General features: G+C 37.3%; 15 protein-coding genes. 9 read left to right on the plus strand and 6 right to left on the minus strand.

Going from position 1 to position 15,258, the window contains the following annotated elements; translation table 11 throughout:
* The first annotated feature begins 238 nt into the window (after positions 1-238).
* The 4 genes from RB151_RS11415 to RB151_RS11430 all read left to right on the plus strand — a co-directional run bounded on the left by RB151_RS11415 (position 239) and on the right by RB151_RS11430 (position 3,422).
* Positions 239-1,867: a DUF4139 domain-containing protein gene (locus tag RB151_RS11415; RefSeq protein ID WP_071548113.1), complete on the plus strand. Its 1,629-nt coding sequence runs from the start codon at positions 239-241 to the stop codon at positions 1,865-1,867.
* A 74-nt stretch (positions 1,868-1,941) separates the two neighbouring features.
* Positions 1,942-2,691: a bifunctional NADP-dependent 3-hydroxy acid dehydrogenase/3-hydroxypropionate dehydrogenase YdfG gene (gene ydfG / locus RB151_RS11420; RefSeq protein ID WP_042843718.1), complete on the plus strand. Its 750-nt coding sequence runs from the start codon at positions 1,942-1,944 to the stop codon at positions 2,689-2,691.
* 85 nt (positions 2,692-2,776) lie between these two features.
* The gene (locus RB151_RS11425) at positions 2,777-3,145 is read left to right on the plus strand and encodes a DUF1283 family protein (protein ID WP_042843717.1); all 369 of its coding nucleotides are present in this window, start codon (positions 2,777-2,779) and stop codon (positions 3,143-3,145) included.
* A gap of 43 nt (positions 3,146-3,188) precedes the next feature.
* Positions 3,189-3,422 (plus strand): DUF1161 domain-containing protein, encoded by a 234-nt coding sequence (locus RB151_RS11430; protein ID WP_042843716.1) that lies wholly within the window; start codon positions 3,189-3,191, stop codon positions 3,420-3,422.
* Between the two features lie 64 nt (positions 3,423-3,486).
* On the opposite strand, the gene bioD is transcribed toward RB151_RS11430, so the two are convergent.
* From bioD to RB151_RS11445, 3 genes are all read right to left on the minus strand, one after another.
* Positions 3,487-4,161, minus strand: coding sequence for a dethiobiotin synthase (gene bioD, locus RB151_RS11435; RefSeq protein ID WP_048607224.1), 675 nt, complete (start codon positions 4,159-4,161; stop codon positions 3,487-3,489).
* Positions 4,162-4,303: 142 nt separating this feature from the next.
* Positions 4,304-5,359, minus strand: a complete 1,056-nt coding sequence (locus RB151_RS11440) for an ROK family protein (protein ID WP_237071436.1) — start codon at positions 5,357-5,359, stop codon at positions 4,304-4,306.
* 252 nt (positions 5,360-5,611) lie between these two features.
* Entirely contained in the window at positions 5,612-6,517 is a 906-nt protein-coding gene (locus RB151_RS11445; protein ID WP_042843713.1) for a LysR family transcriptional regulator, read from the minus strand.
* 115 nt (positions 6,518-6,632) lie between these two features.
* On the opposite strand from RB151_RS11445, the gene RB151_RS11450 reads away from it, so the two are divergent.
* Positions 6,633-7,901 (plus strand): MFS transporter, encoded by a 1,269-nt coding sequence (locus RB151_RS11450; RefSeq protein ID WP_042843712.1) that lies wholly within the window; start codon positions 6,633-6,635, stop codon positions 7,899-7,901.
* 86 nt (positions 7,902-7,987) lie between these two features.
* On the plus strand, positions 7,988-8,554 hold the full coding sequence (locus RB151_RS11455) for a lytic polysaccharide monooxygenase (protein ID WP_071548114.1): 567 nt from the start codon (positions 7,988-7,990) through the stop codon (positions 8,552-8,554).
* Between the two features lie 68 nt (positions 8,555-8,622).
* On the opposite strand, the gene RB151_RS11460 is transcribed toward RB151_RS11455, so the two are convergent.
* Together RB151_RS11460 and RB151_RS11465 are read right to left on the minus strand one after the other, a co-directional pair.
* Positions 8,623-9,180 (minus strand): hypothetical protein, encoded by a 558-nt coding sequence (locus tag RB151_RS11460; RefSeq protein ID WP_071548115.1) that lies wholly within the window; start codon positions 9,178-9,180, stop codon positions 8,623-8,625.
* Positions 9,158-9,397 carry a hypothetical protein gene (locus tag RB151_RS11465; RefSeq protein WP_071548116.1) on the minus strand — a complete coding sequence of 80 codons (240 nt, stop codon included), beginning with the start codon at positions 9,395-9,397 and terminating at the stop codon, positions 9,158-9,160. Before RB151_RS11465 ends, RB151_RS11460 begins: the two co-directional genes overlap by 23 nt.
* 340 nt (positions 9,398-9,737) lie before the next feature.
* Between RB151_RS11465 and tus the strand changes: the two genes are divergently transcribed.
* Positions 9,738-10,655 (plus strand): DNA replication terminus site-binding protein, encoded by a 918-nt coding sequence (tus, locus tag RB151_RS11470; RefSeq protein ID WP_071548117.1) that lies wholly within the window; start codon positions 9,738-9,740, stop codon positions 10,653-10,655.
* A gap of 69 nt (positions 10,656-10,724) precedes the next feature.
* On the opposite strand, the gene fumC is transcribed toward tus, so the two are convergent.
* Complete coding sequence (gene fumC, locus RB151_RS11475; protein ID WP_042843706.1) at positions 10,725-12,122, minus strand: class II fumarate hydratase; 1,398 nt, start codon at positions 12,120-12,122, stop codon at positions 10,725-10,727.
* A gap of 179 nt (positions 12,123-12,301) precedes the next feature.
* On the opposite strand from fumC, the gene manA reads away from it, so the two are divergent.
* Both manA and RB151_RS11485 read left to right on the plus strand, forming a co-directional pair.
* Positions 12,302-13,477, plus strand: a complete 1,176-nt coding sequence (gene manA / locus RB151_RS11480) for a mannose-6-phosphate isomerase (protein WP_042843705.1) — start codon at positions 12,302-12,304, stop codon at positions 13,475-13,477.
* A 106-nt stretch (positions 13,478-13,583) separates the two neighbouring features.
* A complete protein-coding gene (locus RB151_RS11485; protein WP_071548118.1) occupies positions 13,584-15,230 on the plus strand; it encodes a YdgA family protein in 1,647 nt (548 codons plus the stop codon).
* Positions 15,231-15,258: the final 28 nt, after the last annotated feature.

Here is a 15,258-nt window from a genome sequence, read left to right on the forward strand (position 1 = left end):
CAATTTAAAAAGATTTGATGTATTATTTTTCCACAAAAGGAAAAAACATCTTTCAATATTTACCTTAATCTTTTTTATTTTCCTTTAGCTATTTTCTGTTTATGGATATTTTTAGGTTTAATAACTTAATTTTTATAATCAACTTTTCGGTTTTATCTGCTATCGCTGAAAAGATCAGTTAAATAGGATGGTTACATAATTTCGTGTGTAATAACTTTATCATTATTGGAGTTCATATATGACCGTATCTACTCGACTGGCAAGTAGTTTGATATTGACGGCACTTTTTACGTCTCAATATGCGTTTGCTGAAGCTAAAAACAATTTAAATCAACCAGTTAAATTAAATCATGCCACTGTATTTCTACACGGGGCTGAATTAGATAATGATGTGACGCTGTCACTTAATAAGGGGCAAAATAAGGTAATTTTAACGAATATAGCCCATAACGTTGACCCACGTACGTTATCAGTTAACCTAAATGATAAAAATGTAATAATTCGTTCTGTTAATATTCAAACTGTCCCTACTGAAGTTGTTTACCCCGAAAATATCAAGGCACTTCAAACTCAACAGAAGCAATTAATGCAGCAAATAGAAGATGCTATTATTGCGATTAAAGTCGGAGAAGAACAATTAAGCTTATTGAAAGACCAACGCTTTTTTGGGGAAAATAATGCTCAATCTTTAGAGCAATCATCCCAAAAGCTAGACTTTATACGTCAGCAAATGACGAAAATTTTACAAGAACAACAAAAATATCAACTCACTATCGATGAGCTTGAAGAAAAATCAGCACTGCTACAAGCTCAAATTGACCAAAATATGCCGGCTTCCCTTGGCAAACAAACACAGGTTGTTATGTCGATAGACGCACCTGAAGCCACAACAGCAAAACTACAGCTTTCTTATTTAACACAGGATGCCGCTTGGTCACCTAGCTATGATATACGCAGTGAGAACACAGAATCACCTATAGTTTTAACTTATAAAGCGGATGTCATTCAAAATACAGGTATCGATTGGGAAAATATTGACCTAACCTTATCGACCATTAATCCATCAAAGAATATCACCCCTTTTGATTTACAGCCTTGGCGTCTGTCAATTTATGATGAAAATAAACAGTTGGAACGTCAAGTCCGTATGAAACCAATGCCAGCTGCACCTGTTGCTATGTATGAAGAAAGTATGACTGCTAGCAAAAAAAAGGTTGGGTCAGGTATTGCTGATTTTGTGACCACCGCAAATAACGGTATTAGCCTAAACTATCAAATCACCCTTCCTTTCACACTGAAAAGTACATCCAAGCCAAGTTCATTGACGATTAAACAAGAAGATATTGCGGCTAAGTATAAGTACACTGCAACACCAAAACTTGCAGAGGATGTCTTCTTACAAGCAGATATTGAAAATTGGCAAGCTCTAAACTTATTGAACGGAAATGCCAATATTTACTATGGAAATACGTATATTGGAAACGTTAAAATCGATGCAAATCGACTGACTGATACTTTACAAGTTCCTTTTGGTATCGATAAAAATATTCAGATTTCACGTGAAAACAATGAAAAAATGAAGAAAAAACCAAGCTTCATTGGTTCAACGGTAGAGCAAAAAGAGAGTTATCTCATCAAAGCTAAAAACATACATCCAACCCCTGTTAAATTAACTATTTATGACCAACTGCCTATTAGTGAAGACAGTGATATAAAAGTGTCAGATGTAGATAATAAAGACGCTGTGATCAACAAAAAAACAGGGAAAATAACTTGGAATGTTGGGCTAAAACCGAATGAAGAGATTCAGATCCCATTTAGTTACACATTAAGTTACCCTAAGGATAAACATATCCTAGGATTATAACAGCTTTTGTAGTTCACATTAGAAAGCGTTAAAATCGCTACATGCTGACACAACAATAACAATTTGAGGTTCTCATGATTATATTAGTAACAGGTGCTTCATCGGGCTTTGGTGAGTCTATAGCTCGCAAATTTATTCAACATAATTATACCGTTATTGGAACGGGCCGTAGAACAGAACGTTTAGAAGCGCTACATCAGGAACTAGGTGAAAAATTTTACCCATTAACTTTGGATGTCCAAGATAGAAAAGCAATTCAATCAGCTGTTGCAAGTTTGCCTGCTCATCTCAAAAATATTGATGTACTAGTTAACAATGCTGGTTTAGCGCTCGGTTTAGAACCTGCTTTTGATGCTAACCCTGATGATTGGGAAATTATGATTAATACCAATACTAAAGGTTTAGTTAATATGACTTATGAGGTACTACAAGGTATGGTCGCTAATAATCATGGTCATATCATTAACATCGGTTCAACGGCTGCGAGCTGGCCTTATAAAGGCGGTAATGTATACGGCGCAACTAAAGCCTTCGTAAAACAATTTTCTTTAGGTCTACGTGCTGACCTTCAAGGCAAAAAGATCCGGGTTACTGATATAGAACCAGGCTTAGTGGGTGGAACAGAGTTTTCCAATATTCGTTTTAAAGGTGATGATGATAAAGCCGCTAATACGTACCAAGGTGCAGAAGCCTTGACGCCTGAAGATATCGCTGAAACGGTTTATTGGGTGGCAACATTACCTGCACATATGAATGTGAATACACTTGAATTGATGCCAGTATGCCAAACCTTTGCAGGTTTAACCGTACATAAACAACTTTGATTTTTAGTACTATTCTATACTGACGCAATCATATACTTTTGGCTATACTTTGGTTATTGCCCCTACTCAAGTAAGGAATTTTTACATGAGCCCACATAAAACTTTGAAAACTGGCTTAACTGCGTTTTGTTTTTGTCTCCCTTTATTTTGGGTAACATCCTCTTTGGCAGCACAAGCAACCACATCCTGTACCGCCGGAAGCACATGTGTTTCTGTTGGTAAAGGTGATGATTCCCTTAACAAAGAGCAAGCGCGTCAGGAAAAAGAGCAATGGGATAATACCCGTATGCTACGTAATAAAGTCAATACTCGTACTGAAAAAGAATTTGATAAGATAGATGCCGCTTTTGATGCAAAAGATAAATGTGAAAAAAGCCTTAATCTGAATGCTTATTGGGAACCTAGCACCAAGCGCTGTCTTGATGTCAGTACAGGCCGTCCAATCAATCCATAATTTCTAGCTTGCTGTTTTATGGATTGATTACCAAGGAGGTATAATGCAAAAGAAATTATTAGTTCCATTATTAGTATTAACGCTAGCACCGGTTTTTGCACAAGCTTCATGTGAAAGCGTAATTGAAGAGATCAAGCAGAAAATCATCAATAACGGCGTACCTGCTGACAATTTTAGTTTAGTCGCAGTCCCTAATGATGAGGTCGATTCATCTAAAGGGCAAGTTGTTGGGCACTGCCAAAATGATTCGTATAAAATTATTTATACACGTCATTGATTGATTTCTAATGGCTAAAATAAAGGGCGCGATATTTTTACGCGCCCTTTATTTATTTTGCGAGTTAGGCGGGTATAGCAATAAATTGTTGAAGTTTTTCCACATCTAGATAATGCCCAAGTTCTTTCTCTTCAGGGCGCAATAGATAGGGTATCTCACCAATTAGTGGGGCCTTAATGTGGTGTTGTAATCTTTCAATGATTTGAGCGTAATGTGCGAGCCCAGGGTTAATGCGATTTGCCATCCAACCAACCAAAGGTAGTCCGTCAGCTCTAATCGCTTCCGCAGTTAACAAGGCATGGTTAACACAGCCATGTTGAATACCTACAACAAGAATAACACCTACTGGTTGCCCTTTTAGCCAATCTGCATAAAACGTATTATCATCAAGAAGATATCGCCATCCTCCATTACCTTCAATGACAACCATGTCACATTGGCTGTGTAAATGCTCTAAGCCTTGTTTGATTTGATTGAAATCAATACTGTTTTCGTGACTATAATTATCGCTGATCCGCACTGGATTGACTTCATCATAGGAAACAAGGTCTTTAGATACACTTTGGATTAATAATGCATCTTTGTTTCTTATCCCCTCTGGCGTATCAATGCATTGATCCGCGATGGGTTTATATCCGACGGCTTTAATTCCCTGGCCATTTAGTGCCTGCAATATGGCAAGCGTCGATACTGTCTTCCCGACATCTGTATCTGTCCCGGTAATAAATAGATTGATCATGGTCTTTTTCTATCCTGAAGTGACAGACTTACACAGCAATAAGCTGCAAAAATGATATGGATTCAGTTTATTGGAATGGGAAAGTGATAAGTTTGCGTTAGCTCAATTTTGTGTGGGATAATGTAAAGATTATCGAATTAATTTAACCTTGTAATAACTGCATCAATAGCGAACCATCATATAAAGCACGTTGTATTAATGATGATTCACTATCACTAACACTTAACGTGGATTTTTCTATTGTTATTTTTGATGAGTAAAGAGGAATTGACTGCTGGTCGATGTAATGATGAAGTTTATCAAAAAATAATTCTGAGATTTGATTAATAGGCGAATTGATTAAGATTAATTCGGTTCCGAGTACATTGACCATTAAAGCTAATGGTTTTGCCAATAACTGCGCAATATTGTCGATAAGTTGAATGCAAAGAGTATCGCCTAATTTTACGCCGCTACAAATGCTATCAATAGAAATAATATTATGTTGCAAGTAAGAGTCTGAATAATTACAGAGTAAGTTATTTGCTTGTTGCAATATTGCAGGTAGGGATGTGTGTGTTTCTAAGCAACCAACACCTCCACAATAACAGGGGATGTTTTGCGTTTTTTTATACTGGGTATGAGCAAATAAATTGGGGCGCTGAGTATTAGCATCTAACGTTATACCATGGTTTAGAACTGTAATATTGACAACATCTTGTAGTTGAAGATAAATAATGTTTTTTGCTTTTCGTTTTGCCAAATGGGAAAAATAATCTTTTAATGCCAAAGCATCCACTGATGGATGTAAATAAATAGGTAGCCCTGTATGTTCAGTTAAGTATTCGCCAATAGCTAATTGGTTAATATTAAAGTGAGCATGGTGATGGATAACGCCAGTATAAGGATCTAAGACGCCATCAGACAGAATGCTTATTGCTGTAACTCTTTCTAATATACTCTGGTGGCTCGCAAAAAAATGACTAATTAATTCAGATAATTTATTTATAAATTGATCATTATTAATAGGTTTAAAAGGATATTCTGTTTGAGCTAATGTTGTAGCGTTAATTTCCTTTAGTGAAATAGTGATTTTCTTGTCTTGTATACGGATTGCTAAAAACTGCCACCCTTCACTTTCAACGACTAAGCCTACTGCTGGGCGACCACGCAACCCGAGAACAGGAAACTCTAACTCTTTTATTATATGAGCATCCATGAGTTCACGCGTGATTTTAGTGATACTGGCTGGGGCAAGTTGTGATTGTTTAGATAATGCAATACGCGAAATAGGACCATGTTGATCAATTATTCGATATACGATCCCCGTATTTAATTGTTTATCTGGTCAATATGACCCGTTTGATTCACCATGGCAATAATTGAAATCCTTTATAAAGCAATTAGTTATTATGCCTTAATCTGCATATTAATGATTTCGCATACAGCATAAGTGTGATGTTAATCACACTTATTCACCAACAATATTAGACATTAACAGGTTGGTTAACTTTTTAGCCGCAGCAGGTAAGGTTCTACGCGTATTGTAAACTAACCAAACCTCAGATGAAGCATTAATATTAGCGAGTTTTATATATTTCACACCATCAACTTTCATACGTGTAAACGACTCAGTAATAATTGAAATCCCCATCCCTGCAGAGACGAGGCCTAAAATAGTCATTGCCTCACCTGCTTCTTGAGAAATTTTTGGTACGACACCAGCAGAAGTCAATAGCTGGTTTATCTCATCGTATAATGCAGTCCCGACATCGCGCTCGAAAAAAACTAATGGGTAATTAGCAAGTTGTTCTATATCAATGCCGACATCAGCATATTCGAGCAATGGGTGTCCTTCATAAACCGCCACCATAAAAGGTTCTTTGAATAATAATTTGTAATCTAATTGCTCTGGTAACCCTGTATTTCGCATAATACCGAAATCGATACGGCCAGTAATTAAAGGAGCTATCTGCTGCTTAGTATTCATCTGATGCATATGAATAGAAACTTCAGGATAAGACTCCCGATACTGACGTAAACTCATTGTAACCTTATGCATAAAGGGTGTGGTGGAAGTAAACCCAATAGATAATTCGCCAAGTTCGCCTTTTTCCATTCGCGCTGCTTTAGTCGCCGCAGCATTAACCTGAGCCAAAATTTGATAGGCTTCTTTCAAGAACATCGTTCCCGCAGGTGTTAATGCGACGTTACGATTATTTCTTTCTAATAATTTCGCATGGATTTTTTCTTCAAGTATTTGTATTTGTTGGCTTAAAGGTGGTTGTGACATATGCAACCGCTCTGCTGCTCGGCCAAAGTGTAGTTCCTCGGCGACAGCAATAAAGTATCTAAGGTGTCGAAGTTCTATGCTCATAGTTCATTTGATATCTTTAAAGTATTATTGTGTATAATTAATATATTAGACAAAAAACTGAAAAATTTCTATTCTTTGATCGAAATCAAACCAGTTGGTATGACAAGGAATACATATGGAACATTCATCAAATAGTCTGACTTCTGAGCAACCAGCCAAAGGGAAAAAAACGGACGCCCCTGCCCATACCGAACCTAAAAAGCATTATATTCAAAGAGATGATGCTCTATATTTACGTGTCACTTTATCTTTCTTTACTGTTGGGTTCGCTACATTCGCGCTGTTATATTTTGTTCAACCTATCTTACCAATGTTGTCTGAGGATTTTAATGTTTCTCCTGCAACTGCGAGTTTGTCGCTATCACTCAGTACAGGTTTAATGGCTCTAGGTCTATTAATTACAGGGCCAATTTCAGATGCCATTGGTAGAAAAAACGTCATGGTCATTGCACTGATGTGTGCTGCACTATTTACCTTATTAAGCTCTGTAATGCAAAGCTGGAATGGTATTTTGATAGCTAGAGCATTGGTTGGGCTATCACTTAGCGGAGTCGCAGCCGTTGCAATGACTTATTTAAGTGAAGAAATTCACCCGAGTTATGTTGCGCTCTCCATGGGGTTATACATTAGCGGTAACTCTATTGGCGGTATGAGTGGGCGGTTAATGACTGGGGTAATTTCAGATTATTATTCATGGCGGGTCGCTGTTGTTCTTTTAGGGACATTAGCGTTGATCGCTGCAATTGGCTTTTGGCGGTTATTACCTCCATCTCAACATTTCCGTGCAAGCTCATTAAAACCTAAAAATTTATGGGTAAACTTACACCTACACTTTAGGGACCGGGGTTTGCCTTGGCTCTTTGTAGAAGGCTTTGTACTGATGGGTGGTTTTGTGACAATGTACAACTATATTGGTTACCGCTTGCTTGACGCCCCCTACTATTTCTCACAATCCACTGTAGGCCTTCTTTCTGTCATTTATTTAACGGGAACATATAGCGCAACTAAAACTGGTAGTCTCACACAAAAATATGGTTTAGGTAGTGTACTAATCTCTGCAATTTGTATGATGTTAGTGGGTATATTGTTAACATTACACCCAAATATTTGGGTGATCCTATCTGGTATGACGGTATTAACGGCGGGCTTTTTTGCAGCACATTCAGTTGCAAGCAGTTGGGTTGGGCGAAGAGCGAAACGGGCTCGCGGCCAAGCATCATCGATGTATCTTTTTAGTTATTATGCCGGTTCAAGTATTGCAGGCACCTTAGGTGGAGTATTTTGGACTTATTTTGGATGGAACGGTGTTGCTTTATTTATTGCTGGAATATTACTTATCGGTATTATCATCGCCTATCGTTTGAAATTAGGATGTTATGATTAATTATCTTAGTATTTAATAAAGGTTGAAATTTCGATCCTCCTCGTTGTTAGTGATGATAGTTCTTCTATTAATGACGAGGAAATTCTATGAAACAACAATTACTACTTGTACCTATCCTTTTTTTCTGCAGTTTTTTGGCCTACCCCCACGGATATGTAAAGTCTCCAGAAAGCCGTTCGTATTTGTGTCGCAAAGAAGTAAACACCAATTGTGGTCAAATTCAATATGAACCTCAGTCACTAGAAGGTCCAAAAGGTTTCCCACAACAAGGCCCTGCTGATGGTGAAATTGCTAGCGCTGGCCTTTCTCAGTTTTCACCGCTCGATGTACAAACAACGGAGCGATGGAAGACTGTTCCCCTGAAGACCCGTAATGTAGAATTTGAATGGTATTTAACTGCAAAACATAAAACGACCAAATGGGAATATTTTATGACTAAACCCGATTGGGAGCCCAATATTCCCTTATCTCGTGCTCAATTTGAATTAACCCCTTTTTGCGAATTTCACCGTATAGAAACCCCCGATAACACAGTCAAACACAACTGTGTGTTGCCTCAAGAACAAACAGGATATCAGGTTGTTCTTGCTGTTTGGACGATAGACGATACGTCAAAGGCATTCTATCAAGTTATTGATTTATCATTGGATTAATGTTTTTCATATAACAAAAATTGAGTAATAGGCTAAACTGTATATTTATATCTAAAACCATTTCAATACTATATGTTATGTATATTGAAATGGTATTTATTAACATCATCCACCGTTACCTTGCTACTCCTTGTACCTTCAGTAAATGTTAATCCACTTTCTCTTTCACTTATTGCGGGTAATCGAAAACGTTCCATAAAGTCTTTGGTTCGACGTACTTCTGGTCTCAAATAACTATTAAAATTATTAGCATGCTCAGCTTCTGCTAATAACGGATTAATAAATTGCATAACTGAGTGAATTGGTTGTTCAAAAGCGTTAATACTTCCATCTTGTAAGTTCAATACAACCCCATAGTTATGTGGTATACACGATGAAATCGCCCATTGTTCCCTAGATGAATTTACCCCATGATTGTTTAATACCTTTTTTACCGGCTCACCAATGTTATCCCCACCCATAAGCCAAATTCCTCCCGTAAGCGTTGATACAACATCGCTATTATTCTGAGGAGCTATTTGTGATAAAGTTGCTGTAACTGCTTGGTCTATCAAACTTATTATATTATGGTCAAAATGAATAACGGCTCCAGTCTGATTATTTTTATTGTATAGCGGTTTGCGCATTCACAGAACATAAATAATTATTCTCATTATTAGTACTGTAACTAGATAAAACGCCTTCCCCTTGTAAAGCACAACGAAGATGACTTGGTGTTGCCCCTTCGGGTAAAGCATCTTGAATATGTTGAATGGTACCAAGGTATTGGTAATTAGCTTGTGTAGTTGTATTTTTTTGAAAAAGGTCAACAAACGGTTGGATCAGCGGTGGGATAGTCAGCATACCTTACCTTTTAAAATTGAGTGAGTATTACATCATTTATAATGTTTAATATTTCCATAATTAAGACATTAACACTTTCAATTTAATATATAATTTACTGAATTTTATTCGAGGATAATGGCGTATTCCAAAGCCTATATCGAAAAGATATCGATGGTACTGCTATCGGTACAGGGGTGAATACTCATCCTGAAGTACCAATGAAGAGAAAAAGCTACCAGTTCCCCTGCCCGCTAACGTTAAGTTTCGCTAAAATCCCCCGTAGTCTGGCTAAAAAATTGCTAATAATGATTGTTAATGCTACATTTTATTTATCACAAACAGAATGTTGTAACTAAAAATGAACCCTAGACAAAAACTTATCGACACTTTCAATAACTTAGAGATTGAAATAAAACAACTTAGTCATTTATTATTAGAACAAGCTCAACTCGTCCCATTTGTAGCAAGTACGTTTATTTTACCTAATATAATCAAAGGTGAAGAAAATAACGAGATTAGCCATATTCCAGTTCAAAAATTAACTAGTCATAGCGCTATTGAAGCAACAATTAAGTTAATTAACCTACTGTTTATCCATAATAAATCTGAAGAAATTAGCAATAAATCGGCTATCCGTCTACCTGGTGTTATCTGTATCCAAACTGAATTAAAAACATATCGGGAATTTAATGCGTTAATATCAAAGATTAATGAATTAAAAGTACAGATAAAAACAATCGTTACACAAATAAATGAAACTCAACGTTTTGAATTTATTAGAGAAAGCCTTCATGGGTTATTAACATTAAATACCTATCGCACCCTCACCTCTCTAGTCGATATTGATACCATTAATTTTGGATGGGCCAATAAAAAAATCATCAATAAAGTGACCAAAGAAACCGTATTAAGCCGTTTACAAGCAAGTTTAGAAAGTGGTCGCTGCCCTTTACATATCCCTAAAGAACATTGGCAATTACAAATAGAAAGCGATATTCAATTGATCTACTCGTTACCCCATGATGCGATTTTAAAAACTCAACGCCCTGTAAAGGTTCAGCCGATAGCGCGAGTCTGGGATAGTTCTCAACAAAAACAAACCCAATTTGCTTGCTCTACCCCCTTATTTGTTTTTGCCCTAGAGAAAACAGTTGCCGAAATAAAAGTTGGTGAATTACACGATTACCATGTAGATAATATCCCACTACGTAACCGGCCAAAAGCTAAGCCAGTAGAATTATTAATCCCACGTTTAAATTTATATATAGAACGTTAAAAAACACCCAATTGTTACCAATATGGGTGTTTCCTCAGTTTATTACATGATATTAGCAAGCCATAAAGTTTATGACTTCATGCTTCCAACCATGTCTTCTGGGCGAACCCATTCATCAAACTGTTCTTCTGTCAGATAATTTAATTTCAATGCTGATTGTTTTAGTGTTAACCCTTCTTTATGAGCTTTCTTAGCAATTTCAGCGGCTTTATCATAACCAATATGGGTATTTAAAGCGGTTACTAACATCAATGATTCATGCAGTAATTTTTCAATGCGCTCACGATTTGGTTCAATACCAATAGCACAATGTTCATTGAAACTACGCATACCATCAGCTAATAAACGGACAGATTGTAAGAAGTTATCAATTACCATTGGGCGAAAAACGTTAAGCTCGAAATTGCCTGATGCGCCACCAATATTAACTGCAACATCATTTCCCATCACTTGCGCACATAGCATTGTTAATGCTTCACACTGTGTAGGGTTAACTTTCCCTGGCATGATTGAACTGCCTGGTTCGTTCTCTGGTATCGCAATTTCACCAATGCCACAACGAGGACCTGATGCTAACCACCTAACATCATTCGCAATTTTCATTAATGAAGCCGCTAAGCCTTTCAGTGCACCATGAGCATGAACTAAACTGTCACACGTTGCCAAAGCTTCAAATTTATTAGGTGCAGTGATAAATGGCTGACCCGTTAATTCGGCAATTTTTTTCGCAACACGAACTGCGTATTCAGGATGAGTATTCAACCCTGTACCGACAGCAGTACCACCCAGAGCAAGTTCACAAACATGAGGTATTGAATTCTCAATATGTTTTTCATTGTGTGCTAACATTGCAGCCCAGCCAGAAATTTCTTGGCCTAACGTCAATGGGGTTGCATCTTGTAAGTGGGTACGACCAATTTTGACGATATCTTTGAATTCTTTTGCTTTTGCATCTAAAGTTTTGTGTAAAACTTTTAGTTCAGGTAGTAGGTGTTCGCGAATAGCAACCACCGCAGCGACATGCATGGCTGTTGGGAAAACATCATTTGAACTTTGGCTTTTATTAACATCGTCATTTGGGTGAATAAGGCGATCATTACCACGCTGGCCACCGAGGATTTCGCTACCACGGTTAGCTAATACCTCATTCATGTTCATGTTACTTTGCGTACCAGAACCCGTTTGCCATATAGCCAGTGGGAACTCTGTAGGGTGTTTGCCAGCTAATACTTCATCAGCAGCAGCAATGATTGCATCGCCACGCTCTTTGGCTAATAATCCTAGATCCATATTTACACTAGCGGCGGCTTTTTTTGTGATAGCGAGTGCGTGGATTAACGCGACAGGCATTTTTTCTACAGATATACGGAAATGTTCTAAAGAACGCTGCGTTTGCGCGCCCCACAAGTGGTCAGCAGGTACTTCAATAGGTCCCATTGAGTCTTTTTCAATGCGAGTGGCTGCCATTACTATCTCCTTAGGTACATATACAGAATAATTGATTTTAGAATCATCTGCTTGCAGGTAAGCAAATAACCGAGCAGTATAATGCCACAAATTGAATTTCATTTATGAGACTTAGTCGAGCTTATTGTACTGTAATGAAAAGGAAATGAGTTGATTTTTATAAAAAAGAGAATTTTGCTATGCTTAAAATGATAAACAAAGTCCAAAATTATGATTGGGGTAGTAAAACGGCCCTAACTAAGCTATATGGGCTCCCTAACCCTAACCACCTACCAATGGCTGAGCTTTGGATGGGGGCTCACCCCAAAGCGAGCTCAGAAGTTCTCGATGCGCAAAAAAATCAAACTGTTCCCCTTAACACCTTGATTGAGAGTGCCCCTGAATATTATTTGGGTTCGCATATTGCACAAACTTATCATCGATTACCGTACTTGTTTAAGGTACTGTGCGCTGCTCAACCGCTGTCAGTACAAGTACATCCCAACAAAACCTATGCTGAGGTCGGGTTCGCTAAAGAGAATGCAGCGGGTATTCCAGTAGACTCACCTATTCGCAACTATAAAGATGATAACCATAAACCAGAATTAATTTATGCCTTAACACCTTTTAAAGCAATGAATGCATTTCGTCCATTGAATGAAATAGCACAATTGCTTGATTTTGTTTCAGCGGCTCATCCGGACATCCAACTATTTGTTCAAGACCCAACAGAAGAAAAGCTATCACGCCTATTTGCACAAATTCTTAATTTAACAGGTGAACAAAAAGAGCTCGCACTTGGAGTACTAAAAGCGGCTTTAAATAGTCGCCAAGGTGAACCGTGGAACTCAATAAAGCAAATGGCAAGTTTATACCCTGAAGATAATGGTTTATTTACCCCACTTCTTCTTAATGTTGTTGAACTGCAACCCGGTGAAGCGATGTTTTTATATGCAAGAACACCGCATGCTTATTTAGAAGGGGTTGGATTAGAGGTCATGGCTAATTCAGATAATGTTCTGCGTGCAGGGTTAACAAATAAACACATAGATGTCCCTGAACTGATTGCGAATATTGACTTTAACCCTACGTCAGCAAAGGATTTATTAAGTATCCCCGAAAAATCTGGAAATATCTGGAAATATAATATTCCAGTAGAAGATTTTTCATTTAATATATATTCTATAAACAACTCGGAGGTTACTCTATCTAACGATACAGCCTCAATTTTATTTTGTATTGAAGGTCAGTTAGTTTTCCGTTCAGGTAATGAAGAAATATGCATAGATTCTGGTGAGTCTGTTTTTCTACCTGCTTATGAGAAAAGTATTACCATTAACGGCAATGGTAAGCTTGCCCGAGTTTTTAATAAGTAGTGTCATATTCTGTATTTAACCGTTTATTTTGTTAAAAAACGGTTATTTAAAACTTATATAATTTTATAAGTACGTTTATAACGTACTGAAAGGATGGATGTTTATAATGAAAAAGTCATTAGTCGCGGTTGGTGTTATTGTAGCTCTGGGCGCTGTATGGACGGGTGCATCGTGGTATACAGGTTCAAAAGTAAAAGATGAACTTGACAGAGTGATCCTCAAAACCAACGATTTTTTTGCTGTAAATGTGCCTGAAGCAGGTTTGAATTTCAAAGTAGAAAACTATGAAAAAGGCGTTTTCTCTTCTAAAGCTGACATCGTAATTACTTCAGCTGATTCAGTAACACCTGATGATTCTATCATATTTAAGACAAATATTGATCATGGCCCATTCCCATTATCACAAGTTGCTAAGTTTAATTTGTTGCCAAAACTGGCTGCTACTCAAATAGAATTAGCAAATAATGCAACAACTAAAGAGCTTTTTGAAGCAACCAAAGGAAAGCCGTTTGTTAATGGTTCTGCTGTCATTGGTTATAGCAAAAGTATCGATACTAACTTAGAGCTTATCCCAGTTGAATATAGCAAAGATGATATTTCGCTATCGTTTAGCGGCTCTAAATTTGATGTTTCAACTACAGCAGACTTAGAGTCTGTCGATGCATCAATAATCACTGATAACTTTGTGATGGGTAAAGCAGATAAATCAGAAACAATGACCGTTAAAGGGTTAAAATTAGTTTCTAATGTCAAAAAATCACAATATGGTTTCTACACAGGAACACAAGAATTTGTGATTGCAGATACAGACTTCAATATCCCAGAAACAAAATTCTCATTTAAAGATTTTAAAATCGCCAGTGATACTTCTATCAACGGTGAAGATGTTAAAGGCAACATTTCTTACAGTATTGGTGACATTAAAGCATTAGAACAAAATTTAGGTTCAGGCCAAGTCACTGTTGCAATTGAAAAACTAGATGCTAAAGCATTAGGTAAATTTGTAGAACAATACAACAAAGCCTTAGCAGAAGGTTTAGCAACTGGTGACCCATCAGAAGCTACTGAACGTTTAGCCATGGAAATGATGTCAACCACATTGCCTGAGCTAATGAAAAGCAAACCTGTATTCACAGTTAGCCCGCTATATTGGAAAAATGAAGCTGGCCAAAGCTCTGTTGACTTAAATGTCACTTTCAATAAATGGAACCAAGACGAAATCACCGCGTTGGCAATGTCTAATAAAGTTGATGAAGCATTCAAACAATTGATTTCTTCTTTTGATTTTAACCTGAAGCTGAATAAGCCAATGGTAATTGAATCCATGACACAAGCCATGATTTTAGACCAAGGCGTTCCAGTTGATGCTGAAACTAAAAAAGAAATGAAAGGTATGGTGACATCTGAATTTGCAGGTGTACAGCAAATGTTGACTTCGGATATGTTCTCTTCCCCGTTTGAAGAAATGTTTATGACCGATGAAGAACGCGCTGAAAAAGCTAAACAGAAAAAATCACCTTGGATGATTGATAGCGAAAATGATTTAACAATGACGATCAAATTCGCTGGTAACGACCTGACATTCAACAATGATAAATACACCTTAGCTGAGTTCTTGACTAAGATGAAAATCATGTCTGGACCTGAAGACGAGTTAGAATATGACGCTCAACCAGCTCCAGGTGCGGAAATCGCACCAGAAATTGGTAATGAGCCTGAGTTAGCACCACAAGCTGGAACACCTGCTAACTAATCAAACTCAAGCTAATAGAAAAAACGCT

The organism is Providencia rettgeri, from assembly GCF_001874625.1.
Lineage (GTDB): Bacteria > Pseudomonadota > Gammaproteobacteria > Enterobacterales > Enterobacteriaceae > Providencia > Providencia huashanensis.

What these genes read in the sequence shown, in the direction of transcription:
- RB151_RS11455 (WP_071548114.1), top strand. Translation starts at nt 7,988, where the DNA reads ATGAAACAACAATTACTACTTGTACCTATCCTTTTTTTCTGCAGTTTT.
- RB151_RS11465 (WP_071548116.1), bottom strand. Translation starts at nt 9,397, where the DNA reads ATGCTGACTATCCCACCGCTGATCCAACCGTTTGTTGACCTTTTTCAA.
- RB151_RS11445 (WP_042843713.1), bottom strand. Translation starts at nt 6,517, where the DNA reads ATGAGCATAGAACTTCGACACCTTAGATACTTTATTGCTGTCGCCGAG.
- RB151_RS11425 (WP_042843717.1), top strand. Translation starts at nt 2,777, where the DNA reads ATGAGCCCACATAAAACTTTGAAAACTGGCTTAACTGCGTTTTGTTTT.
- tus (WP_071548117.1), top strand. Translation starts at nt 9,738, where the DNA reads ATGAACCCTAGACAAAAACTTATCGACACTTTCAATAACTTAGAGATT.
- RB151_RS11430 (WP_042843716.1), top strand. Translation starts at nt 3,189, where the DNA reads ATGCAAAAGAAATTATTAGTTCCATTATTAGTATTAACGCTAGCACCG.
- ydfG (WP_042843718.1), top strand. Translation starts at nt 1,942, where the DNA reads ATGATTATATTAGTAACAGGTGCTTCATCGGGCTTTGGTGAGTCTATA.
- RB151_RS11415 (WP_071548113.1), top strand. Translation starts at nt 239, where the DNA reads ATGACCGTATCTACTCGACTGGCAAGTAGTTTGATATTGACGGCACTT.
- fumC (WP_042843706.1), bottom strand. Translation starts at nt 12,122, where the DNA reads ATGGCAGCCACTCGCATTGAAAAAGACTCAATGGGACCTATTGAAGTA.
- RB151_RS11450 (WP_042843712.1), top strand. Translation starts at nt 6,633, where the DNA reads ATGGAACATTCATCAAATAGTCTGACTTCTGAGCAACCAGCCAAAGGG.
- RB151_RS11440 (WP_237071436.1), bottom strand. Translation starts at nt 5,359, where the DNA reads ATGGATGCTCATATAATAAAAGAGTTAGAGTTTCCTGTTCTCGGGTTG.
- manA (WP_042843705.1), top strand. Translation starts at nt 12,302, where the DNA reads ATGCTTAAAATGATAAACAAAGTCCAAAATTATGATTGGGGTAGTAAA.
- RB151_RS11485 (WP_071548118.1), top strand. Translation starts at nt 13,584, where the DNA reads ATGAAAAAGTCATTAGTCGCGGTTGGTGTTATTGTAGCTCTGGGCGCT.
- RB151_RS11460 (WP_071548115.1), bottom strand. Translation starts at nt 9,180, where the DNA reads ATGCGCAAACCGCTATACAATAAAAATAATCAGACTGGAGCCGTTATT.
- bioD (WP_048607224.1), bottom strand. Translation starts at nt 4,161, where the DNA reads ATGATCAATCTATTTATTACCGGGACAGATACAGATGTCGGGAAGACA.